Genomic DNA, 22,021 nt, shown 5'->3' with positions numbered 1-22,021 from the left:
TAGTATTGGAAGCTTCCGATACTATAGTATTAAATTCAATATAGAATCCTAAGTGCAAAGATTTTCTGAGCAAAAGGGAATGTATAATATATTATTGCTATTATGCCTTCTAACTTTTGTTAGAGGGCATAATCTGTATTCTAGGGGAGGGATTATATGGATAAAAGATTGGGAGTAGTAGGCATAGTAGTTGAAGATATTAATATTGCATCAAAGGTAAATACTATACTCCATGATTATGCACATATCATAGTAGGTAGAATGGGTATACCCTATAGAGACCGAGGAGTATCTATCATTTCTTTAACGGTAGATGGGAATACAGATCAAATAAGTGCTATGACAGGAAAATTAGGTAAAATAACTGGAATAAGTGTAAAAACCGCATTGACAAAATCCTAATAAAATGCCGAATATTATTATAGGGAGTGATTATTGTGAAAAAGAAGTTTCCATTTTATTTATTGGCATGTATTTTGTTTCTATCTATGTTCTTAACAGGCTGTACCCCTAACGATAAAACAGGAAAACAAACTACAAACAATGAAGAAACAGAAATTGCACCAGATTCTATTGAAGTTAGTATTGGTTTTGTTGATGGCATTCCTGCTCTAAGCATTGCAAAACTTGCAAAAGAAACACCTCTATTTAAAGAAAATATCACTGTCGATTATGACCTAATTAAAGGGTCAGATTTAATTGTTTCTAAGGTTATGAATAAGGAATTAGATATTGCTATAGTTCCTTCTAACTTAGCTTCCATAGTTTATAATCAGGGAGAAAGCTATTTGATAGGTGCTTTGAGTGGATTTGGGAATTTATACGTTGTATCCAGGGAAACCATCCATTCTTTAGAGGATCTTAAAGGAAGAGAAATTACAACTATAGGGAAAGGCCTAACACCAGATATTGTTTTCCAATATGTACTAAAGTCAAATAGTATAGATCCGTTGGAGGATATTACAATAAATTATATGGGTGGTGCAACGGAACTAGCACCTGCATTTCTTTCAAAAAAGGCAGAGATTATATTAGCTCCAGAACCTATGATTAGTACTATTTTATCAAAGGATCCGACTGCAAAAATTCAATTTAGCCTTAATGAACTATTTGCCAAAGTCACAAAATCTGATCTTGGATTTCCTCAAACAGTACTTATAGTAAAAAAGGAACTATTAAATAATCATCCTGAATTTGTGAATTCATTTTTAGATGAGTATAATAACTCAGTTAAGTGGGCAATAGACTATCCGCAAGAATTAGAGAAGTATGGAATAGAAGTAGGTATTACAATACCTACGGATATCTTAAATAAAGACTCAATAAAAAGAATGAATTTAAACTTCATTTCAGGTAATCAAATGAAGGATGTATATATGAAGTATGTTAATGTTTTGTTTGAATTTGAACCTAAAACAATAGGGGGTAAACTTCCTAATGAAGGTATCTTCTTTACGAAATAATATTGTATTCGTAATATATGGCATAAGCTTTCTGTTGGTTTGGTCATGGTTATCTAAGGTAGTAAATCAAAGTGTGCTTATACCATCTCCAGAAGAGGTAATGTACTCTCTTTTGGAGATATTAAAATCTAAACCTGCCTATATTGTAATTTTTCATACATTAAGGCGAGTCATAGCTAGCTTTATAATTGCTTTAGCCTGTGCTCTTTTAGCTGGAATTATAGCTTATTTGCTACCTGTAGTTAGAAATTTACTAACACCTATACTTTATTTTTTAAAAGTCGTACCAGTGGTTGCTATTATACTATTAATACTAATATGGTCAAGTAGTGAAAAAGCTCCAGCTATAGTTGGATTTTTAATGGTATTTCCACTTTTGTATGAGGGAGTTATTAATTCTCTTTTATACATTGATGTAAAACTTTTACACATGACAAAGATCTACAATGTATCGGCAGTTTATCAAATAAAAGATTTGTATTTGCCAATTATTTTTAGGGGATTAGGGAATAGCCTTTCAACCGCCTTTGGTCTGGTATTTAAGTCCGTGGTAGCAGGCGAAGTGCTAAGTCACCCTAAATTATCTATTGGAGGTGCGATTTATAAAGAAAAGAACTATCTAAACACTTCAGGAGTTTTAGCTTGGCTAATAATTATGGTGATTATAAATATAATACTAGAAAAAATCATGAAGCGATTGGGCGGCGATAAAAATGGAAATCTTAAATATTGAAAAGAGGTTTGGGGAAACCCTTATTTTAGATAAAATTAGCTTAACTATATATCCTAAACAAATTAATGTAATTCTAGGTCCTTCTGGTTGTGGAAAAAGCACTTTACTCCAGATTATTGCAGGCTTAGATAAGGATTTTGAAGGTTATATAAATGGTATAACCCAGCATAAAATAGCATATGTTTTTCAAGAAGAACGCCTTCTAGAATGGAGGAACGTTGAAAAAAATATTCTGTATGCATCAAGTGGAAAAGTAGAAAAGGAGCGATTGCTGGATTATGGAAAAGCCTTAGGACTTTCTGAGTATTTGAAATATCGTCCCAGTCAACTTAGTGGTGGACTTCGTCAACGGGTTAATCTTCTAAGAGCTTTTCTTTATCCTGCTTCTTTACTATTAATGGATGAGCCATTTAAATCTTTAGATATCCAAACAAAAGAAGAAACAATAAATTTGTTTCTTCGAGTTCAAAAGGAAAAAGAATTAACTGTACTGCTTGTTACACATAGTTTAGAAGAGGCTATACAACTAGGTAATTATATCCATATTTTTTCTAACAAGCCTACAAGGAGATTAGATACTTTTACAAATCCGTATTTTTCTTCAGCAAAGACCTATTCTATTGAAGATAAAGAATCCTTTTTAAATGAAGTTAAAGAAATGATAAAAATAAAAAATTAATATTTTTTATATTAGATTTTTTATTGCTAAAATGATTAAAAGTACTCCAGACAGCCAAGATATATTAATGTCGAGCTTTTCGGCAAATTTTTTACCTATAAATACGCCTAGCCAGATAGCTATCATACCCCAAAATAAAGAAAAAAGTATTACCTGAATATAATTAATGTTTCCTAAGCTACTACCGAATCCGGCAGCTAGTGAATCCAAAGAAAGAGCTATAGCAAGATAAATAGCCTCTTTAGGATTAAGGTATTTAGAATTATCAAAATCGGCACTAGTTCCATCAATATATATATTAATTATTAAATCAGACATCTTTAGTTGTACTTCTTTATTCTGATTCGAAGGCTTTGCAATATAAGCTTTAATTAAACTTTGGAATAAATAAAATACACCTAAAAACAGTAATATTAAAAAGCTAAAGACTGATGTTATGTTTACTGGTATTATTTTTTTTACTATAGATCCTAAAAATATAGAAAATGCAAGTACGGATGAACAAGCTATATTAATAATAGCTACTGATATAAATGGTATTTTTATTTTATTTGTTCCATAAGCTATACTGGCTACGAATGCATCTAAGGACAATGCCAGTACTAATAATATAGATTCTGTCATAGTACCACTCCTTTTTAGCAAAACAAAAAATAATATTTTGCATACTAATAGTATAGGGTCAGATTTTTATTTAACTAACTGGTAACATGTTATTCATTTACTTATGTAATGGTTACATTCTAAAGGTTTAAATATGTAAAAAAGGTAAAGCAATGAAGTTAAATTTCATATGCTTTACCTTTTATTTATTAGAGTAATTCATTTTTTTTCATTTTCCTATATGTTATGAAGCCGATAGTATCTGCAAGGGCCCAGCCTATAGGAACAGACCACCATATTCCTCGTTGAGCTATCTGTGGCATGCTCGAAAGTGTGTAGGCCATAATTACCCTAGTGCCTAAAGAAATTACTGTAAGTATTAGAGATACTCTTAATGCTCCGATCCCCCTAAAAAATCCATAAAACATAAACAGGAATCCTATTAATACATAGAACATAGATATTACAGATAAATATTCTACTCCTAAATTAATTACATTTACTTCATTTGCATTAACAAATATTCTCATTAGATTACTAGAACTTACAAAAATTATTACAGATAATATTAAACAAAATATTATTATTGTGCGAGAAGCAGATTTTACCCCTTCAATTATTCTAGATGCATTTTTCGCTCCCTTATTTTGTGCAATATAAGTGGAAAATGCATTTCCGAAGTCTTGAACAGGTAAATATGCTATAGAATCTATTTTACCTGCTGCAGTAAACGCCGCAATAGTATCAGGTCCAAATGTATTTACAAGACCTTGAACACACACCATTCCAAATGTCATTATAGATTGTTGAATTGATGTAAGAAAACCGTATCTACCTACCATTAGTGCTATATTTTTATCAAAAACCATATCTTCACGAGATATTCTAATAATGGGTATCTTCATAAATGCATAGATTAAACATAAAATTGAAGAAACGGCTTGGGCAATTATTGTAGCAAGAGCGACTCCTACCACACCCATATCAAAAACTATAACAAAGACTAAATCTAATACAATATTAATTATAGCTGCTAATATTAAAAAGTATAAGGGAGTTCTTGAATCACCTATAGATCTTAGTAAGGCTGAACAGGCATTAAAAAGAAAAATAAATATAAGTCCTCCGAAAATAATCTGCAAATAGCTTTTGGAACTTTCAAGTATACTCTGAGGTGTTTTTATAAGTAACAGCATATGTTTTGTACTTGCTACTAGTAAAATTGAAAGTATAGCTGTAAAAATACTTATTGTAGAAAATGATATAAATATTGTTTTTTTAAGACTTGAATAATTTTTTTCCCCAAAAAAATGCGAATAAACAACTGAAGCACCTAAACATAAGCCGATTATTATGTAAGAAAAAAAGTTCATTAACATAAATGATGAGCCTACTGCAGCTAGTGCATTTTTTCCTATAAATCTTCCAACTACGACAGAATCTACAATATTATATAATTGCTGAAATAAATTTCCAACTAAAATAGGAAATGCAAATGTTAATATAGCTTTAGTTGGATTTTCCTTGGTCATATCAATTACCATAAGTATCACTCCTTAAGCTCTAATCTATTGTAGTCTAGCATGAATAAATATATAATGAAAATATTAATATATTATAGAATGTATATACTTTTTTATATAGGGAGAGTAATCTATGGATATAAAGCAACTTCTATACTTTGTTACTGTAGTAAACGAAGGAAATATTACAGCTGCATCAAAAAAACTACATATTGCACAACCTGCCCTTAGTAAGCAAATAAAACAACTTGAAGAAGAGTTAAATGCCAAATTATTTCATCGAGGACCAAGAAAAATAGCTCTTACTGATGCAGGCGAAATTCTTTTTACTAAAGCAAAGATTATGCTTGAATTGAAGCATTCGATAAAAAAAGAGTTAGAAGATAGTGAAAGCGGGTTTAAAGGAACATTAAAGCTTGGATCTATATCTGCTATATCCGCTGATTTATTAGAAAATAATCTTTTAAAATTCTATAAAAAGTATAATAAAATTAAATATGAACTCTATGAAGGCATCACACCTAAAATTATAGACCTATTGTTTTCACGAGTGATTGAAATTGGAGTGGTAAGAACACCATTTGAAACAACAGGTCTTGAAACTATCTATTTAAAAAGTGAACCAATGATAGCTGCATATAGCAATGATTATGATCTAGATAAGTTAGGAGATAGGATATCGATAGAGGAGCTTGATGGAAAACCTCTTATTATTTATCGTAGATTTGAAAATATAATAACTTCAGCATTTCAGAAGCTAGAAATTAATCCTTATATTTTCTGTATAAATGATGATTCCAGGACTTCTCTTTTATGGGCAAATTCTGGACTTGGTATTGCTATTGTCCCAATATCCTCTAAAAATCTTGTACTTGCTAATAATTTAAAATATAAAATTATAGATAATCAGTCATTATATACAAAGATTGCAATAATAACTCTTGAGAATGTTACTTTATCCGCTGTAGCAACCAATTTTTTAAATGAAATTACTGGAGACTATTAAAGTATATAACATGTTAGCAAAAATTTAATAATTTATTGGAACCTATTTATTTTTTTTGCGTCTAATAAAATGTAACACAAACAAACTTGAAAAGGAGAGAAATATTATGAAATATAAAAAGGCACTTGCAGGATTTTTATCCCTAACAATTGTATCTATTTCTGGATTTACAGTTTTTGCAAATAACACAGGAGATTTAAAAGCTATAAATGATTCTGGGAAAATTAAAGAAATCATGCCAATAAGAGAGAAACTAAATGAAGGAGAAGAATCTTATTTTAATTCTTTTAGTGGAGTAGTTAAAGAAATAAGAGACTTTGAAGGTGTAGAAGGATCAAAATTTGTATTGGTAGAAGGTGAACAAGGATCGTTAGCAAATATAGTAATATCTAAGGATACTTATATTGTAGATGATGCTGAAATTGCTGTAGGATCTACAATAACTGGCTTTTATAAAGCTAATGCACCAATGATTATGATTTACCCAGCACAATACAACGCTGAAGTTGTAGCTGTTGAAAACAAAGATCAAAATATTAAAGTTGATGTATTTAATAAAGATTTAATTAGTGCTGATAATTTATTAAAACTAAATATTTCTGACGATACAGAGATTATTTTAGAAGATGGTGAACCTTTTGAAGGCGACCTTGAAAATAGAAAACTTGTAGTGACTTACGATGTTTCTACAAAAAGCATTCCTGCACAAACTAATCCAATTAAAATAGTTGTATTGTTTGAACAGCCAGTGCATCCTAGTCTTGAGTTACCAGAAGAGGAAACAGGTACAGTAATAGGTGATGTTTCCACTATGGATATCGTTGTTAATGACGAGAAAATAGACGCTCCAGCAGCTTATACTAATGAAGATGGTACTGTTATGGTTCCACTTCGTGGAATTGCTGAAGCTTTAGAATTTGATGTAAACTGGGATAACGAGTCGCAAAGCATTATGCTTGGCAAAGGAATTTCTTTAAAAGTAGGCGAGGATAACTATATTTATATGAGAACTGCTCCTATTGAATTAGGAACTGCTCCAGAATTAGTGGAAGGAACAACCTTCGTCCCTCTAAGTTTTTTCAAGGAAGTAGTACGTATGAATAATGCATATGTGTTTGAGGGACAAATTGTAATAGATAATGCAGAAGTAATGGAGTAATCTGTTAATTAATTACAGGATACTATTACTGGTAAGTTAAAATTATAAGAATAAAAAATAAGCAGCTAGTGAGAAACCCCCTTTCATTAGTTGCTTATTTTATATTTATATAAAAGGTTTAATAGTAATTTAAGGCTGTTTAGTACTTCTTTATGAAATTTGTAGGGGTAGTAGTAATTTATATATTGAAACATCGTAATATTATGATATAATGATATAGTATAGTGTTTTATCATAAAACACAAAAATGCTGTGGCATTATAAAATTCACTTTATTGGAGGTTAGTATAGTTATGAGTTTAGAAGCTACAAAAAAGGTAGTAAAAAGAAAAGCCCAAGTTATAAAAGATGATTGTGTTGCTTGTGGAACTTGTGTAAATGTATGTCCAATAGAAGCAATAAAAATTATTGCTGGGGTATTTGCAGAAGTTGATCAATCTAAATGCGTCGGATGTTCCAAATGTATAAAAGAGTGTCCCGCTTCTGTAATAGAAATTATTAGTAAGGAAGAGGTGAAAAAGTATGACTAAAAAGAAGAAGAAGGCCTGGTATGAATATTTATATATTGTGTCATCCCTGTATTTAGTACTTGGTTTGTTTAACATACTCTTTGCTTGGTTGGGGATACTATGCTTTGCTATTCCATTAATTATTTCATTGACTGGTGGAGGCAAAACCTATTGTAACCAATATTGTGGTCGAGGACAGTTATTATATCTTCTTGGTACTAAATATAAATTGTCAAGAAATAAACCGATTCCTAAGTTTTTAAGATCAAAATGGTTTAGATACGGATTTTTAATTTTTTTTATGACTATGTTTGGAAATATGCTTTTTAATACTTACCTGGTTTTTGCTGGAGCTAGAGGATTGAAACAAGTTATAACCTTACTTTGGACATGGAAGCTACCTTGGAATTGGGTAAACACAAGCTTTGTTTCTCCATGGATAGCTCAATTCGCATTTGGGTTCTACAGTATGATGTTAACTTCAACAATAATAGGTATAATAACTATGCTTTTATATAAGCCTCGCGCATGGTGTGTATATTGTCCTATGGGAACTATGACTCACGGTATTTCTATTTTAAAATATAAAAGTGAATCAACAAATTAAAGTAGACATAAATGAAAATATAAAAAACTGAAGTGGGTTATTTTATCTAATCTGCTTCAGTTTTTCAATTAGCAATATAGGTATAAATACTTGTATAATTATTGTATATTTAGTATTATACTTATTTTAAATATATGATCGATAGTATATTAATATAGTAATACAATAGTAAGATTAAACTATGCAACTAAGTGAAGGATTGATGTTTTGTGAATATAATAGACTCAAATGAAGTTGTAAAGAAATTGATAAATAACAATAAGATGGTATTAGTGTACTTTGGAAGTAAGACTTGCGGTGTATGTAGTGCTATGAAACCAAAGGTAGAGGAAGTTCTTAAAATATATCCTAAAATTAGGAGCATTCAAGTTGATGTAGAAAAATCGATGCAAGTATCAGCAACCTATGATATTTTTACTATTCCTGCTATTCTTGTATTTATTGAAGGAAAAGAGACAATAAGAGAGGCTAGATATATTAGTATGCAAGATATAGAAAGAAAGATTTCAAGGTATTATGATCTAATATTTGAGTAATTCAACTTTACCATATTTAAAGTCTTACACAAACTTTAATAATGGCTTGGATTTTCATTAGATTCATATATTGTCTTTAAAGAATTGTTTTCTTAGGAGCTGAATATGTAATGATAAAAAATTTATTAGATAAAAAACAAAACATTTATTTAGACGGGGCTATGGGAACTAATCTTATGAAAATAAATAATAAAAGACTAGCAAACATGGAAACATTTAGCTTCTCTAATCCTGAATCAGTTAAAAAAGTGCATAGGGACTATCTTTTAGCAGGTAGTGATGTTATTTTAACCAATACATTTGGTTGTAATCCTATTAGACTATGGGGTACTAATATAAATCCTAAAGAAGCTATTTTAAGAGGAATAAATATAGCTCAAGATGCTGTTTCTTCTATCAATGATGAGGATAAAAAATATATAGCTTTAGATATTGGTCCAATTGGAAAACCTATAGATGATAAAAATATTACTTCTAATGAGGTTTACGATATGTTCGCTATGCAGGCAAAATTAGGCACAGAAAATGGTTGCGATTTAATATTTATAGAAACAATGTATAATTTAAATGAATTGATTATAGCGATAAAAGCGTCTAAAGATAATTCTAATCTTCCTATTTTCGCTAGTTTTATTCTGGGAAAAGATATGAAATTATACTCTGGTGAAGATATTTCTTTAATCATTAATACCTTAGAAAATCTCCATGTGGATGCAATAGGGGTTAACTGCTCATTTGGTTCCTTTGATTCAATTAAAATAATGAGTGAGATTACGAAGCTTGTATCATTTCCTTTAATTTGCAAACCTAATGCTGGCATGGTTATAAAAGATTCTGATTCTCACGAGATAAATTCAACGGAGTTTTCTAATCATATGAAAAAAGTAAATGAGATGGGGATCAATATTTTAGGAGGATGCTGTGGTACTGATTCAAATTATATCAGAGATATGATAGCAGTTTGTGGGAAGTGAAAATATGCTCATTATTCTAAATGAGAAGGATTTACTTTGTGGTTTGAAAGTTAATCGGTTTTTAATCCAGCACCACATAGGGGTAAGATTACCTTACCAATTATTTTATGATTGTATTTTTTATTCCTAGTTCCTTTGCTTTTGAAATCAAAACAACAGCACATCTATCCTTAAAGGATAAAGTCAGCATTAAATAGTCTCGACCTTGACTAATAAATCTGGATTGTCTTTTTCTAATGCAACAATAGGACTTAAACCTTCTCCCATTGAAATATCTTTCCATAAGCTAAAGTTATCATCAAAAGGCAGTGCTTTTATATACCTAAATAAGCTCCACTCTGCCCTTAGTATATTTTTTATCTAAAAACTGAAATTTAGACATACTAAAAATATATAAAATATTATAAATATCATATAAAAACCAACTTAGAAAATCAAGTTGGTTTATCACAGATAATATTAATTTAGGATAAATTGTAATTAACTAAGATTTTCTTTAATGACCTTCGGACTCATCCAACGGATCAAGTTTAATTTAGAGCCTGCTTTATCATTAGTGCCGGATAGTCTGCCGCCTCCAAATGGTTGCTGTCCTACTACTGCTCCTGTTGGTCTATCATTTATATAAAAATTACCTGCAGTATGAACCAATTCTCTTTCGCATTCTGCTATTGCATATCTATCTTTTGCATAAATCGAACCTGTCAGCCCATATTTAGATGTATTATTGCATAACTTAAGAGTATCTAGATAATCCTCGTCATTGTATATGTACACAGTTAAAACTGGTCCGAATATTTCCTCTTCCATAGTCTTAAAATGTGGGTTATTGGTTACTATTACAGTAGGTTCTATAAAATAACCGACACTGTCATCGCATTTGCCGCCAAAAAGTATTTCTGCTTCTGTGGAATTCTGAGCAAATTCAATATACTCCTTCACTGTATTGAAGGATTTTTTATCAATAACCGCTCCCATAAAATTAGTGAAATCTTCTACACTTCCTACCTTTATATTATTAACTTTTTCTAGTAGATTTTCTTTAATGGATGGCCATAAGCTTCTTGCTATGTAGGCTCTGGATGCTGCAGAACATTTTTGTCCTTGATACTCAAAAGCCCCCTCGAGAATGCCACGTGATACAGCTTCTACATTAGCAGAATTGTGGACAATAATATAATTTTTCCCCCCTGTCTCTCCTACAATTCTTGGGAAGGTTTTATAATTAGATATATTATTTCCTATTGTTGTCCACATATCTTGGAACACTTTTGTTGAACCGGTAAAATGTATTCCGCTAAGGTTTTCATTAACCATAACAGTATCTCCTATATCTTTAGGATTTCCGGGAATAAAGTTTATAACACCATCTGGTAAACCTGCTTCCTGAAATAATTTATATACCATATATGATGAATAGACTGCATTTGATGCAGGTTTCCATACAACAGTGTTACCAGCTATGGCTGGAGCCCCAACAAGATTACTACCTATAGCAGTAAAATTAAAAGGAGACACAGCAAAAATAAATCCTTCGAGAGGTCTATACTCCATTCTGTTCCATACAGATTTTGTAGATATAGGCTGTTCACTGTATATTTGATGTAAGCAAACTGCGTTATATCTCATAAAATCTACTAATTCACATGCTGAATCTATTTCAGCTTGTTTAAAAGTTTTGCTTTGAGAAAGCATAGTAGCAGCATTAAGTTTAGCCCTCCAAGGCCCAGAAGCTAATTCAGCAGCTCTTAAAAATATGGCTACCCTGGATTCCCAATGTAATCTTTCCCAATTAATTTTTGCTTGTAATGCTTCTCTAATAGCCATTTCAACTTCTTTTTTTCCTGCTTTATGATATTCTCCTATTATTTTTTTATTATCATGGGGAATTATACATTTTCCTTTATTGCCAGTCCGTATTTCTTGACCTCCTATTATAACAGGTATATCAATAAATGAGGATTTTATATGTGACAATTCATTTTCAAGCTCCACTCTTTCAGGGCTTCCAGGTAAATACTTTAATACTTTTTCGTTTTTAAAATTCAGCTCTTTTGAAATGTTATTATTCATAGACCTATCCCCTTATATTTATAATTGTTGGTTTTTATTTGCTTCTGATAATATAAGCATAGTAAAAGTATCTGACATACCTTCAATTTTCAATAGTTCATCATGAAGCAGAGTTACCTGTTCTGTTAAACTTGCTCTAATTTTAAGCATTATGCACCATTGTCCAGTAATCCTATAGCATTTTTCTATAGTGAGCCCTTCAATCTTTAAATTTATTACCTGCTCCATAATTTCTTTAAAGTCTGATGTCCTTACATTAATAAATACAATAGCTCCAATACCCTGGCCAACTTTACTCCAATTGATTTCTGTATTATAGTTTTTTATTATTTTAAAATTTTTATATCTATTTCATCCATAAAACCCCTCCTTTTGTGACTATATTATATGAATAGTTATAATATTACAACTATTAGATTTAAATACAACCGAAATATTACGAATAGTAATTTTACTATAATTAATATATGGGTAACTTTTTATTTACTTTTATAATCATAGTCCTATACCTTTACTTTATAAATATATATGATAAAATTACTTCAGACTCAGTTCAGTAATGTGAATTTAAATTGATAGGAGGACTATGTATGAAATATACAACAAAACGTACTGCCCACCTAGGCTCTGTGCAAAGACAACATGAAGCAGAGGGAACAAGTCTTGTTCAGAGCCGAATTTTATTAGATTAATTTAGCTTTAAATTGTTTTGTGTGGTCTTTGCTTCGTTATTTACAGATTAAAAAGTAGATAGGAGCAGGGATTATGAAATATGAAAAGGCACAAAATATATTGCCAGAAGATGTAATTGAATTAATTCAACAATATATAGAGGGTGGGTATTTATATATACCTGTAAAACGTAAGAACAAGAAAGCTTGGGGAGAGAATAGTGGTGCAAAAGATAGCTTGAAGGAAAGAAATAGGGAGATTTTTGATTTATACAATCAAGGAATATCTATTAAAGAACTTGCTGAGCAGTACTATCTTACTGAGTATAGTATTAGAAGAATAATTAGACAAGAAAAACAAATAATATAAATACAAATCGGTATTTTGATATTATCAATATAGATAATTAAATACCGATTTTTTTATTTGCAATTTTAGAATTAAGTATAAACGACTTTGATACAGAATCATTTATGAACTTGAGAAGTGAGAAGAGCCAATGATATGATCTGATTAGAAGGATTAATCCTCAATAAGTAAATTTTTAAATGAGAACTTTTTAGAAAGGGAAAGTATAGTAATGAGTATTTTAACTGTTAAAAATATGAGCCATAGATTTGGAGATAGAGCAATATTTGAATATGTGTCTTTTAGACTACTAAAGGGAGAACATGTAGGACTTATAGGGGATAATGGTGAAGGAAAGTCGACTTTTATGAATATTATAACAAATAAATTAATGCCAGATGAAGGGGAAATAGAGTGGAGCAATAAAGTTAGGATTGGATATATGGACCAGCATACTGAACTTAAAAAAGGAAAATCTATAAAATCTGTGTTAAGAGAAGCGTTTTCATATCTCTTTGAGATGGAAACCAAGATGAAGGATTTATATGATAGAATAGGTCAAATGAATGAAGAAGAAATGAGCAAAGCACTTCAGCAAGCAGCTAATATTCAAGATACCTTAGATAACAACGGATTTTACAGCATAGATTCTAAGATAGAAGCAGTTGCAGTAGGACTTGGACTTAGAAATTTAGGATTAGATAAGGAAGTTACAGAGTTAAGTGGTGGACAAAGAACTAAGGTTATATTAGCTAAACTTCTTTTAGAAGAACCAGACATATTATTACTAGATGAACCTACAAACTATCTTGATGAGGATCATATAGAATGGCTGAAAACATATCTAAAAAACTACCAGAATGCATTTATATTAATATCGCATGATATACAATTTTTAAACAGCGTGGTTAATATAATATGTCATATTGAAAACAAGTCATTAACAAGATATATAGGTAATTATGATAACTTTACAAGAACATATGAAATAAATAAAAAACAATTAAAATCTGCATATGAAAGACAACAGGAAGAGATTGCTAGGCTTGAAGATTTTGTTAAAAAAAATAAAGCAAGAGCTGCAACAAGAGGAATGGCAAGTGCTAGACAAAAAAAGTTAGATAAAATGCAAAAGATAAAGATTGCAAGTGAGAAACCAAAGCCACAGTTCCAATTTAAGTCATCTAGGATATCAGGAAAGATAATTTTTGAAGCAAGAGATTTAGTCATAGGATATAGCGAACCACTAAGCAAACCTCTAAACCTAACAATGGAAAGAGGTCAAAAGATTGCCTTAGTTGGAGCCAATGGTCTAGGAAAGTCCACATTATTAAAAAGTTTAATAGGATTAATTAAACCTATAAGTGGAGAAGTTAAAGTAGGTGATTATCAAGATATAGGATACTTTGAGCAAGAAATTAAAGAATTAAATACTAACAGTGTTATAGATGAAGTATGGAATGACCTCCAAGGATATGATAGATATCAAATAAGAAGTGCATTAGCTAAATGTGGACTAACAAATAAACATATAGAAAGCACAGTATCAATATTAAGTGGAGGAGAACAAGCCAAGGTTAGACTATGTAAACTTATAAATAAACCGACAAATATACTAATCCTAGATGAGCCAACAAATCATTTAGATGTTGAAGCAAAAGATGAACTTAAGAGAGCACTAAAAAAATATGAAGGAAGCATACTTTTAGTATGTCACGAAACAGAATTTTATAGAGATGTTGTAACCGATATATGGAACTGCGATGAGTGGGCTACTGTTTTTTAAATTGTATTTGTGGATTCAAAAAACAGTAACTAACCTAAAATAATAAAAGAGCGCAGATTTTGCGCTCAATTTAAAATTGTTTTGTAATATAATTAATTAACGTAGTTTTGATAACTTATTTTTATAATGAGAAGCCAGTTTTTTAGCTCTTCTAATCGCGTCTTTTTCTGGCCATCTTTCATGCTCTATAAAATACCTCTTCATCATTTCAATAAATACTTCATATCCACTTTTTCTTTCGTTCACATTTACACCCCATTGTATTTTTATATCTTTCCCAGAAGGAAAGTGACATTATCTCCCAGAATAAATTGTTATTCAAAGCTATATATATACTTTTCGGTGAATTTAAAAAAATTGTGGATGTCTATATTTTGGAAGTCTATTACTCTAATTGTTTTTGTAGATTTTTTGGTCTGCTGTTTTGCGTTTATCTCGGTTCTGAAACTAGAAGGGTAATCTTACTGGATTCAGGAAATTTGAAGATGCCATATAATCCTTTTATTACATCCATTTGGATTACTGGAATTTCATTTTTTACTGCTTTAGTTTTAGGGTGATATATATTCGGATATTGGATCTGATTAGGCTTTTACCGTTAAAAATGCAGATAGACTGAAAATAATAAGTGTTTTATGAATGAATGAAGAACAAGAGTGTAATTTATTGTATAAAGAAAGGACATTGACCAATAGTTTTGGTTCAATGTCCCTTTACTTATTTTAGTGTGTAGTCGTATAAAAATATATTAAGCTTGCGATAGTAGTTTTGTCTAATAAAATTAGTGTGCACCAAAGGTTATGTTCATTTTATCAATACTAAATTTCGCTCGTTTTTCTAATCAAAATTGTTGGAGGCATCATGTTTTTATTTGTTATTGTTATTTTTAGCATCTTTCCATGCTTTATAGGACAAATATATAATAGGAAAAAGAACAAGTAAAAGTACTATCGGCTGTGGAAGTGTCGACATGGTATCACCTCTTTCAAAAGATTCAAGCACACATTATAAGAGTTCCTTTTTTTCATAAATCTTGATTGATGTAGTTATAGAAACACTTAAAACTACTATAATGATAGCTGTCATTATTAAAATTCGAGCGTAAGAAGGCATGGAATATAACCCGTTCAATTCCAGTGAAATCGGTAGCTTCGTTAATGTTGGCAACAGGAATGGTGTTGCAACAATCACAATAGAAAAGAAGTATTTTGTCTTTTCGTAGCCTAATTTATATTGAATAGGTGTATACACGCTAAATATTGTTGTTGAGATTAGCAGCACTGTCAATACATTTGATAAGCTAAGAAACTCAATTTGCGGGAAAATAAGTGCTACAACACTATATGATAAAATGCAATGTGCAAAAATCAGCAATAAAAACGTATATCTTGCAGTTGCAATTGTGTGGCGGGGATATGGAGTTGCGCATAATAAAGCATCTGCTTTTGGATATTTGAGTTCTGCCATTGAAACATATTGATACAGCATAAACTCGGCAAAAATGGTCAAAATCAAAAAGGCACTGAAGCCTAAAAATTCCGGCGCACGCCACATAATGAATATTGGAATAGCGGTAGTTACAATCATCATCACTAACATGTATTTTTTTACGAGTAAAATATCTTTTTTCACAAGGCTAATTAACATTTGCTTTTACCTCCCTCAATATATCCCAACATAATGTCCTCTATACTCGGTCTTTCAACTAAAATATCGCTCATACTCTTTTGGACTAAATCTAATTGTTTCGTGATCCCTGTAAATCCAAAACTAGATTCTTGAATATTTAAAAATAGTTTGCGTGTTTCTTCATTCAGATACTTTTTATCGCCCTTTATCAATCGGTGATTGTCTATCAATGTATCCTTTTCTTCATCAAATAAAATCTTGCCGTTGTCAATCAATATTAGCATATCAGCAATTTTATCCAAATCAGAAGTAATATGTGTGGAGAAGAAAACACTTTTTCCGCCTTGATTCATGTAATCGGTGAGAATTTCCATTAGCTGACTTCTAATTAGTGGGTCGAGTCCACTGGTTGGTTCGTCCATGATTAATAGGTCTGCGTTATGTGATAAAGCGAGCGCCAAAGCAAACTTCATACGCATACCCTTTGATAATGCAGAAATTTTTTGATGAGGATTTAGATTAAAGCGCTCCATATAGGCTTTATAATCCTGTTCGCTCCAAGTTGAGTAGGCAGGAGCAATAATACTTTTCATTTCAGACATGGATAACTCATCATAGAAGCCACCATCATCCAAAACAATGCCGATACGATTTTTAAGTTCTTTCTCATTTGTCTGCATATCTTTTCCAAAAAAATTTATTGTACCGCTCTCCTTGGATATAAGGTTAAGTATTGCTCTTAGTGTTGTGGTTTTACCTGCTCCATTAACGCCTATAAAACCGGTAATACAATCTTCTTGTAGTGAAAAGCTGACATCTGACAAAGTGAAATCTTTATAGATTTTTTTTAGTCCTGTCACTTCTAATATAGTATTCATTGGTTATCCTCCTCATACAAAATATCCATCATTAAATTCAATTCCTCTTTCGGAATTTTTAACGTTTTTGCAGTTTGAATAAGGTCTTGCATCTTTTGTTCTACAATACGCCGTTTGGAATCTCTAAGCAATTCCAAGTTACCCGCTGAAATAAAAGTACCAATCCCTACCTGGCTTGTTATGAAGCCTTCCTGCTCCAACTCATCATAAACACGGCGAATCGTCAGCACACTCACGTTTAAGTCTGTAGCAAAGTTCCTAATTGATGGGAGCTGATCGCCCTCTAATATTTCGCCTTTAAAAATAGAATCCTTTATTTGTTCTTTTATTTGTTGATATAACGGCTTATCAGATACATTTGAAATTAATATTTTCATTGTATTAATCACCTCTTATAATCAGTGTGCATGTATATGATACACACTATACACTCAATATACATTGATGTCAAGAAAAAAGTGCCACTGATTTTTCATTAGCACTCAATAGGTTATATAAATAATTTTTAACTCACAGTATTTTACTGATGTACAATATTTTATTAACTTTATCAATTTGTTATACAATAATAAATACTATTTCAATAGGTAAAGAAGTCTACTACATATGTCTGCTCTAACTTTGTATGTCATAGGCCAACTAATAAATTAGATCAGCTTATTAAGCTTATTGATACAGAGTATAGTTTTTCGCTGGCTAATACTACATAGACAATTAAAATTTATTACAATTGAGCCTTGATTTTGTGTTATAATTCAGTGGTATACTTTTAACATATGATAGTTAGGGGGAGAAAAATTGCTACATGTAGTATTATTAGAACCAGAAATTCCACAAAATACAGGAAATATTGCTAGAACCTGTGCTGCAACAGGAAGTGTACTTCACTTAATAGGTCCATTAGGGTTTTCTATAGATGAAAAGCATGTAAAGCGTGCGGGACTTGACTATTGGGAAATATTAGACTTAAGGTATTATAATAGCTATGAAGAATTTTTAGAGAAGAACTCTAATGCTAAAATATACTATGCAACAACTAAAGCAGAAAAATCCCATAGTGATATGGAATACCCAAAGGAAGATTGTTATATAATGTTTGGCAAAGAAACTGCTGGTATTCCAAAAGATATATTAAATAACAACAAGGAAACCTGCATAAGAATTCCTATGGTAGATTTAGAAAGAGCAAGGTCATTAAATTTATCTAATTCTGTTTCTATTGTGGTATATGAAGTGTTACGACAATATAATTATCCGAATATGAGATAGGGTAGCTATGGCTACTCTATTTTTATTCTATATAAGAAAGTTAGAACTATAAGTATTTTAAGTAGGTGAAATTTCTAGTTAGATTTTAGAATTTAAGTGCAACATGTGTATGTTAGATAGTGTAGTGTCGCTTTTGCTTTTAACATAGAAAATATTGTAAATCGATTAAATAAAGTATAGAATGGAATTAAATAAACAGTCAATTAATAATTAATTAATAGATAAGTTAAGTAGAATAATGGAGGAGATAAAATGAGTAAGATTCAAATTATTACAGATAGTATGATTGATGTCCCTAAAGATATTGTAGAAAAACATAATATTATAGTAATGCCTTTAACTATTATTTTTGGTGATAAAGAATATAGGGATGGCGTTGACTTAACAAACGCACAATTTTATGAAAAACTTTCACAATCAGAAGAACTGCCAAAAACTTCTCAAATAAGTCCAAATACTTTTATGCAGATATTTGAAAAAGTCTTAGGCGAGGGCAAAGAAGTTCTATGTATAAATGGCTCTTCAAGGGCAAGTGGTACACATCAATCAGCAATAATAGCCAAAAACTCATTGGAAAGTGATAAAATTCAGGTTTTTGATACTATGGGGTTATCCTTTGGTGGTGGAATGTTTGTATATGAGGCTGCAGAGATGGCGAAAGATGGAAAGAGCTTAAAGGAGATAATGGATAGGCTAAATGAAATAAAATTAAAGGTAGACCATATTTTTACTGTAGATACGTTAGAGTACTTAAAAAAAGGCGGCCGTTTGAATCCAATGAAAGCTACAATAGCTACTATGTTAAATATTAAGCCAATTTTAACAGTTGCAGAAGGATTAGTTGAGCCTTTGGATAAAGTAAGAGGAAGTAAAAAGGTAGTAGGTAAAATGATAGAACTTGCAAAGCAGCGCGGAAACAACTTTGAGAATAAAGTAGTTGGTATTTCTCATGCAATCTGTCCAGAAGCTATAGCTGTACTAAAAGAACAAGTACTCAATGAGCTTAATCCAAAAGAAGTGATTGTTACTGAAATAGGCTGTACAATAGGAACTCATGCTGGGCCAGGTACATTAGCTATTTTTTACATTGTTGAGTAGTTAAAATATAAGTACATAAAATTAGATTTAATTGGATCTGGTTTTTAAATAATAATGGTGTTTAGTTAAATGCATTTTGGATATAAGAAAAATAGATTAACCTATGTGTTATTATTAAAGTTAGCGAAAAGTTGTAAAATGCTGAAAAGTCAAAATGAATTATTAAGAAATTTTAATTTGTTATAAATTTGACAATTCCAACATTCTTATGTAATGCCAATAAAACATGGGTAAAAATTTAATAAAAGTAGTTGCTACTGCCTATTATATATATTATAATGTGATTGAAGATAGATATTTAGAAAAATTTAGCATACTAATAATTTAATATTGTAACTGGAAGAAAAATGCGGGAGAGATTTAACATTTTAAATGTTAAACGCCGAAGGAAGAAGCTAAAAGGTTCGCCATTTTTTAGTGAATATCTCAGGCAAAAGGACCGTATTTGGACGGTACTCTGAAAAGCGTAATTTAGCACCGATGGGGCAATTTCTGCAGTTTAAGAAAGAAACTCTCAGGTTAATGAACAGAGCAACTATGACAACAAGGCGTTGTATTAGTTGCTCTGTTTTTGTATAATTAAGTAATTTTATGGGAATAACTCAAAGAGTAAATTTACGGAGGTAAAGTTGGGTGAAGGCAATAATTATTACAAATAATACGGAAGTTAGACAAAAATATAACAACGATTATAATATAGAATTTGTTGATGGAAATTACTTAGACGTTTTATTCCTAGCAAGGAATAAAATACACGAAGGACACAGACTGTTAACTCACCCTTTGTCAGGTAGTGTTAAACCTAACGAAACGCCTTACAAAAGTCTGGCCATATCCTGTGAAAAAGAAGATTTACATATTGATTCCTTAATGATTATAGAAGATAGCATTAGTACCGCTCAAAAATTTATTAGAATAAGTACTCCTAAGAAGTGGGATAATGAGATATTAAAAGATTTTATGGAAATTGATCGCACACTATTGGATAGTGCAATTGAAAGTATGAGGCAATTTAATTAGAATTCTAGCCAATATTTTAGCCTCAAATTCCATTAATTTAAAGTGTTATTTTTAATTAAGCATAAAAACTAATAAAATATGAAATTAAAGGAGTGAAACATATGGAAAACATTTATGATGTAATTATAATAGGTGGAGGACCTGCTGGATTATCAGCTGGACTTTATGCAGCTAGAGGTAAAATGTCAACATTAATTTTGGAAAAAGAAAAAGCAGGTGGGCAAATTGTAAGTACAGAAGAAGTTGCAAACTACCCAGGATCTATGCAAAATGCTACAGGACCAATATTAATAGATAGGATGGTAGAGCAATGTAACGAGTTTGGAGCAAAGTTTGAAAAAGATACAATAAAAGAAATAAAAGTAGATGAGTCAATAAAGGTTTTAGTAGGAGAAAAAGCAACTTATAAAGCTAAATCTATAATTATAGCCTCAGGAGCTAACCCAAGGCCAATAGGTGCGCCAGGAGAAAGAGAATTAACTGGTAAAGGTGTATCCTACTGTGCTACTTGTGATGCAGATTTTTTTACAGACCTAGAGGTGTTTGTTATTGGTGGAGGGGACTCTGCCGTTGAAGAAGCTATTTTCTTAACTAAATTTGCTAGAAAAGTAACTATAGTACATAGAAGAGATGAGCTTAGAGCTGCTAAGTCTATTCAAGATAAAGCTTTCAACAATTCTAAAATTGACTTTATATGGGACAGTACTGTAACGGAAATTAAAGGCGATGGAATAGTTGAGAGTGTAGTATTTAAAAATTTAAAAACTGGTGAAACTACAGAGTATACAGCTAACGAAGATGATGGAACTTTTGGTATATTTGTATTTGTTGGTTATATTCCTGCAACCGAAATATTTAAAGGTATTGTAAATGTGGATGAAGCTGGATATATAATAACTGATGATAATATGAAAACGAATGTTCCAGGTGTGTTTGCAGCAGGAGATTGTAGGGTAAAATCATTAAGACAGGTTATTACAGCAGCTGCTGATGGAGCTATTGCAGCAATTCAAGCTGAAAAATATATAGAAAATGAACTAGAATAGCAAGTTTAATACAACTTTAAGGAGGTGAAGGAAAATGATATCTGTTGATAAAGACACTTTTGAAAGTGAAGTACTTCAGGCTGAAGGGTATGTATTAGTAGATTATTGGAGCGATGGCTGTGAGCCGTGTAAAGCATTAATGCCTGATATTATGGAGTTAAAAGAGCAATATGGTGATAAAATTAAATTCACTAAACTAAACACTACTCAGGCAAGAAGGCTAGCCATTAAGGAAAAGGTATTAGGTTTACCTACTATTGCTATCTATAACAATGGTGCAAAGGTAGATGAATTAACTAAGGATGATGCAACAAGAACAAATATTGAATCAATGATTAAAAAATACTTATAACTAAACTGGCCTATAATGGGAACGAATTGAAAGTATTCAATTATAGGCCCTTAGAAAT

Annotated in this window: 26 protein-coding genes and 2 riboswitches; of the genes, 17 read left to right on the top strand and 9 right to left on the bottom strand. The window is 30.9% G+C overall.

Annotated features, from left to right (window positions below):
- Nucleotides 1–156 precede the first annotated feature (156 nt).
- From HYG84_RS16855 to HYG84_RS16840, 4 genes are read left to right on the top strand one after another with little or no spacing between them, the layout of a single operon-like run.
- On the top strand, nt 157–402 hold the full coding sequence (locus tag HYG84_RS16855; protein ID WP_212379278.1) for a TM1266 family iron-only hydrogenase system putative regulator: 246 nt from the start codon (nt 157–159) through the stop codon (nt 400–402).
- 35 nt (nt 403–437) lie between these two features.
- Nucleotides 438–1,463 carry an ABC transporter substrate-binding protein gene (locus HYG84_RS16850; RefSeq protein WP_212379276.1) on the top strand — a complete coding sequence of 342 codons (1,026 nt, stop codon included), beginning with the start codon at nt 438–440 and terminating at the stop codon, nt 1,461–1,463.
- Complete coding sequence (locus HYG84_RS16845; protein ID WP_212379274.1) at nt 1,438–2,196, top strand: ABC transporter permease; 759 nt, start codon at nt 1,438–1,440, stop codon at nt 2,194–2,196. Before HYG84_RS16850 ends, HYG84_RS16845 begins: the two co-directional genes overlap by 26 nt.
- A complete protein-coding gene (locus tag HYG84_RS16840; RefSeq protein WP_212379272.1) occupies nt 2,177–2,875 on the top strand; it encodes an ABC transporter ATP-binding protein in 699 nt (232 codons plus the stop codon). The genes HYG84_RS16845 and HYG84_RS16840 overlap by 20 nt, the downstream gene beginning before the upstream one ends.
- A 6-nt stretch (nt 2,876–2,881) precedes the next feature.
- On the opposite strand, the gene ytaF is transcribed toward HYG84_RS16840, so the two are convergent.
- Nucleotides 2,882–3,499 (bottom strand): sporulation membrane protein YtaF, encoded by a 618-nt coding sequence (gene ytaF / locus HYG84_RS16835; RefSeq protein WP_212379269.1) that lies wholly within the window; start codon nt 3,497–3,499, stop codon nt 2,882–2,884.
- Nucleotides 3,500–3,687: 188 nt separating this feature from the next.
- On the bottom strand, nt 3,688–5,022 hold the full coding sequence (locus HYG84_RS16830; protein WP_212379267.1) for an MATE family efflux transporter: 1,335 nt from the start codon (nt 5,020–5,022) through the stop codon (nt 3,688–3,690).
- A gap of 112 nt (nt 5,023–5,134) precedes the next feature.
- On the opposite strand from HYG84_RS16830, the gene HYG84_RS16825 reads away from it, so the two are divergent.
- From HYG84_RS16825 to HYG84_RS16800, 6 genes are all read left to right on the top strand, one after another.
- Complete coding sequence (locus tag HYG84_RS16825) at nt 5,135–6,007, top strand: LysR family transcriptional regulator (RefSeq protein WP_212379265.1); 873 nt, start codon at nt 5,135–5,137, stop codon at nt 6,005–6,007.
- Nucleotides 6,008–6,113: 106 nt separating this feature from the next.
- Complete coding sequence (locus HYG84_RS16820) at nt 6,114–7,166, top strand: copper amine oxidase N-terminal domain-containing protein (RefSeq protein ID WP_212379263.1); 1,053 nt, start codon at nt 6,114–6,116, stop codon at nt 7,164–7,166.
- Between the two features lie 293 nt (nt 7,167–7,459).
- Nucleotides 7,460–7,696: a 4Fe-4S binding protein gene (locus HYG84_RS16815; protein WP_212379261.1), complete on the top strand. Its 237-nt coding sequence runs from the start codon at nt 7,460–7,462 to the stop codon at nt 7,694–7,696.
- Nucleotides 7,689–8,282: a 4Fe-4S binding protein gene (locus HYG84_RS16810; RefSeq protein ID WP_212379259.1), complete on the top strand. Its 594-nt coding sequence runs from the start codon at nt 7,689–7,691 to the stop codon at nt 8,280–8,282. The genes HYG84_RS16815 and HYG84_RS16810 overlap by 8 nt, the downstream gene beginning before the upstream one ends.
- Nucleotides 8,283–8,491: 209 nt before the next feature.
- Nucleotides 8,492–8,818: a thioredoxin family protein gene (locus HYG84_RS16805; RefSeq protein ID WP_212379257.1), complete on the top strand. Its 327-nt coding sequence runs from the start codon at nt 8,492–8,494 to the stop codon at nt 8,816–8,818.
- 110 nt (nt 8,819–8,928) lie between these two features.
- Nucleotides 8,929–9,792: a homocysteine S-methyltransferase family protein gene (locus tag HYG84_RS16800; RefSeq protein ID WP_212379255.1), complete on the top strand. Its 864-nt coding sequence runs from the start codon at nt 8,929–8,931 to the stop codon at nt 9,790–9,792.
- A 100-nt stretch (nt 9,793–9,892) separates the two neighbouring features.
- Here the strand turns inward: HYG84_RS16800 and HYG84_RS16795 are convergent, their stop codons facing one another.
- The 3 genes from HYG84_RS16795 to HYG84_RS16785 form a co-directional block, all read right to left on the bottom strand.
- Complete coding sequence (locus HYG84_RS16795; protein WP_212379253.1) at nt 9,893–10,075, bottom strand: hypothetical protein; 183 nt, start codon at nt 10,073–10,075, stop codon at nt 9,893–9,895.
- A 197-nt stretch (nt 10,076–10,272) separates the two neighbouring features.
- Nucleotides 10,273–11,865 (bottom strand): L-glutamate gamma-semialdehyde dehydrogenase, encoded by a 1,593-nt coding sequence (gene pruA, locus HYG84_RS16790; protein WP_212379250.1) that lies wholly within the window; start codon nt 11,863–11,865, stop codon nt 10,273–10,275.
- A gap of 18 nt (nt 11,866–11,883) precedes the next feature.
- Entirely contained in the window at nt 11,884–12,093 is a 210-nt protein-coding gene (locus HYG84_RS16785; RefSeq protein ID WP_212379248.1) for an Lrp/AsnC ligand binding domain-containing protein, read from the bottom strand.
- Nucleotides 12,094–12,630: 537 nt separating this feature from the next.
- Between HYG84_RS16785 and HYG84_RS16780 the strand changes: the two genes are divergently transcribed.
- Together HYG84_RS16780 and HYG84_RS16775 are read left to right on the top strand one after the other, a co-directional pair.
- Nucleotides 12,631–12,906, top strand: coding sequence for a CD3324 family protein (locus HYG84_RS16780; RefSeq protein WP_212379246.1), 276 nt, complete (start codon nt 12,631–12,633; stop codon nt 12,904–12,906).
- 211 nt (nt 12,907–13,117) lie between these two features.
- On the top strand, nt 13,118–14,671 hold the full coding sequence (locus HYG84_RS16775) for an ABC-F family ATP-binding cassette domain-containing protein (RefSeq protein WP_212379244.1): 1,554 nt from the start codon (nt 13,118–13,120) through the stop codon (nt 14,669–14,671).
- 96 nt (nt 14,672–14,767) lie between these two features.
- On the opposite strand, the gene HYG84_RS16770 is transcribed toward HYG84_RS16775, so the two are convergent.
- The 4 genes from HYG84_RS16770 to HYG84_RS16755 form a co-directional block, all read right to left on the bottom strand.
- Nucleotides 14,768–14,917 (bottom strand): hypothetical protein, encoded by a 150-nt coding sequence (locus HYG84_RS16770; protein ID WP_212379242.1) that lies wholly within the window; start codon nt 14,915–14,917, stop codon nt 14,768–14,770.
- A 759-nt stretch (nt 14,918–15,676) separates the two neighbouring features.
- A complete protein-coding gene (locus HYG84_RS16765) occupies nt 15,677–16,318 on the bottom strand; it encodes an ABC-2 transporter permease (RefSeq protein WP_212379240.1) in 642 nt (213 codons plus the stop codon).
- The gene (locus HYG84_RS16760) at nt 16,312–17,178 is read right to left on the bottom strand and encodes an ABC transporter ATP-binding protein (RefSeq protein ID WP_212379238.1); all 867 of its coding nucleotides are present in this window, start codon (nt 17,176–17,178) and stop codon (nt 16,312–16,314) included. The genes HYG84_RS16765 and HYG84_RS16760 overlap by 7 nt, the downstream gene beginning before the upstream one ends.
- The gene (locus HYG84_RS16755) at nt 17,175–17,555 is read right to left on the bottom strand and encodes a GntR family transcriptional regulator (RefSeq protein WP_212379235.1); all 381 of its coding nucleotides are present in this window, start codon (nt 17,553–17,555) and stop codon (nt 17,175–17,177) included. The genes HYG84_RS16760 and HYG84_RS16755 overlap by 4 nt, the downstream gene beginning before the upstream one ends.
- A gap of 421 nt (nt 17,556–17,976) precedes the next feature.
- Between HYG84_RS16755 and trmL the strand changes: the two genes are divergently transcribed.
- From trmL to trxA, 5 genes are all read left to right on the top strand, one after another.
- Nucleotides 17,977–18,447, top strand: coding sequence for a tRNA (uridine(34)/cytosine(34)/5-carboxymethylaminomethyluridine(34)-2'-O)-methyltransferase TrmL (trmL, locus tag HYG84_RS16750; RefSeq protein WP_212379233.1), 471 nt, complete (start codon nt 17,977–17,979; stop codon nt 18,445–18,447).
- Nucleotides 18,448–18,699: 252 nt separating this feature from the next.
- A complete protein-coding gene (locus HYG84_RS16745) occupies nt 18,700–19,545 on the top strand; it encodes a DegV family protein (protein WP_212379231.1) in 846 nt (281 codons plus the stop codon).
- A gap of 340 nt (nt 19,546–19,885) precedes the next feature.
- A riboswitch (glycine riboswitch) is annotated at nt 19,886–19,997 on the top strand.
- A gap of 1 nt (nt 19,998) precedes the next feature.
- Nucleotides 19,999–20,079, top strand: a riboswitch (glycine riboswitch).
- A 99-nt stretch (nt 20,080–20,178) separates the two neighbouring features.
- On the top strand, nt 20,179–20,565 hold the full coding sequence (locus HYG84_RS16740; protein ID WP_212379229.1) for a GrdX family protein: 387 nt from the start codon (nt 20,179–20,181) through the stop codon (nt 20,563–20,565).
- A 101-nt stretch (nt 20,566–20,666) separates the two neighbouring features.
- Nucleotides 20,667–21,611, top strand: a complete 945-nt coding sequence (gene trxB, locus HYG84_RS16735; protein WP_212379226.1) for a thioredoxin-disulfide reductase — start codon at nt 20,667–20,669, stop codon at nt 21,609–21,611.
- A gap of 34 nt (nt 21,612–21,645) precedes the next feature.
- On the top strand, nt 21,646–21,963 hold the full coding sequence (gene trxA / locus HYG84_RS16730; protein ID WP_212379224.1) for a thioredoxin TrxA: 318 nt from the start codon (nt 21,646–21,648) through the stop codon (nt 21,961–21,963).
- Nucleotides 21,964–22,021: the final 58 nt, after the last annotated feature.

This window comes from Alkaliphilus sp. B6464, assembly GCF_018141165.1.
Lineage (GTDB): Bacteria > Bacillota > Clostridia > Peptostreptococcales > Natronincolaceae > Alkaliphilus_B.
Note: the sequence above shows the minus strand (reverse complement) of the source record. Positions and strands in the feature narration are given on the sequence as shown.

Bases quoted from the DNA above. Each gene is read 5' to 3' on its own strand.
- HYG84_RS16760 (WP_212379238.1), bottom strand. From the start codon at position 17,178: ATGAATACTATATTAGAAGTGACAGGACTAAAAAAAATCTATAAAGAT.
- trxB (WP_212379226.1), top strand. From the start codon at position 20,667: ATGGAAAACATTTATGATGTAATTATAATAGGTGGAGGACCTGCTGGA.
- HYG84_RS16825 (WP_212379265.1), top strand. From the start codon at position 5,135: ATGGATATAAAGCAACTTCTATACTTTGTTACTGTAGTAAACGAAGGA.
- HYG84_RS16820 (WP_212379263.1), top strand. From the start codon at position 6,114: ATGAAATATAAAAAGGCACTTGCAGGATTTTTATCCCTAACAATTGTA.
- HYG84_RS16785 (WP_212379248.1), bottom strand. From the start codon at position 12,093: ATGGAGCAGGTAATAAATTTAAAGATTGAAGGGCTCACTATAGAAAAA.
- trxA (WP_212379224.1), top strand. From the start codon at position 21,646: ATGATATCTGTTGATAAAGACACTTTTGAAAGTGAAGTACTTCAGGCT.
- HYG84_RS16795 (WP_212379253.1), bottom strand. From the start codon at position 10,075: ATGGAAAGATATTTCAATGGGAGAAGGTTTAAGTCCTATTGTTGCATT.
- ytaF (WP_212379269.1), bottom strand. From the start codon at position 3,499: ATGACAGAATCTATATTATTAGTACTGGCATTGTCCTTAGATGCATTC.
- HYG84_RS16755 (WP_212379235.1), bottom strand. From the start codon at position 17,555: ATGAAAATATTAATTTCAAATGTATCTGATAAGCCGTTATATCAACAA.
- HYG84_RS16810 (WP_212379259.1), top strand. From the start codon at position 7,689: ATGACTAAAAAGAAGAAGAAGGCCTGGTATGAATATTTATATATTGTG.
- HYG84_RS16840 (WP_212379272.1), top strand. From the start codon at position 2,177: ATGGAAATCTTAAATATTGAAAAGAGGTTTGGGGAAACCCTTATTTTA.
- HYG84_RS16830 (WP_212379267.1), bottom strand. From the start codon at position 5,022: ATGGTAATTGATATGACCAAGGAAAATCCAACTAAAGCTATATTAACA.
- HYG84_RS16765 (WP_212379240.1), bottom strand. From the start codon at position 16,318: ATGTTAATTAGCCTTGTGAAAAAAGATATTTTACTCGTAAAAAAATAC.
- HYG84_RS16855 (WP_212379278.1), top strand. From the start codon at position 157: ATGGATAAAAGATTGGGAGTAGTAGGCATAGTAGTTGAAGATATTAAT.
- HYG84_RS16745 (WP_212379231.1), top strand. From the start codon at position 18,700: ATGAGTAAGATTCAAATTATTACAGATAGTATGATTGATGTCCCTAAA.
- HYG84_RS16775 (WP_212379244.1), top strand. From the start codon at position 13,118: ATGAGTATTTTAACTGTTAAAAATATGAGCCATAGATTTGGAGATAGA.
- pruA (WP_212379250.1), bottom strand. From the start codon at position 11,865: ATGAATAATAACATTTCAAAAGAGCTGAATTTTAAAAACGAAAAAGTA.
- HYG84_RS16800 (WP_212379255.1), top strand. From the start codon at position 8,929: ATGATAAAAAATTTATTAGATAAAAAACAAAACATTTATTTAGACGGG.
- HYG84_RS16780 (WP_212379246.1), top strand. From the start codon at position 12,631: ATGAAATATGAAAAGGCACAAAATATATTGCCAGAAGATGTAATTGAA.
- HYG84_RS16815 (WP_212379261.1), top strand. From the start codon at position 7,460: ATGAGTTTAGAAGCTACAAAAAAGGTAGTAAAAAGAAAAGCCCAAGTT.
- HYG84_RS16845 (WP_212379274.1), top strand. From the start codon at position 1,438: ATGAAGGTATCTTCTTTACGAAATAATATTGTATTCGTAATATATGGC.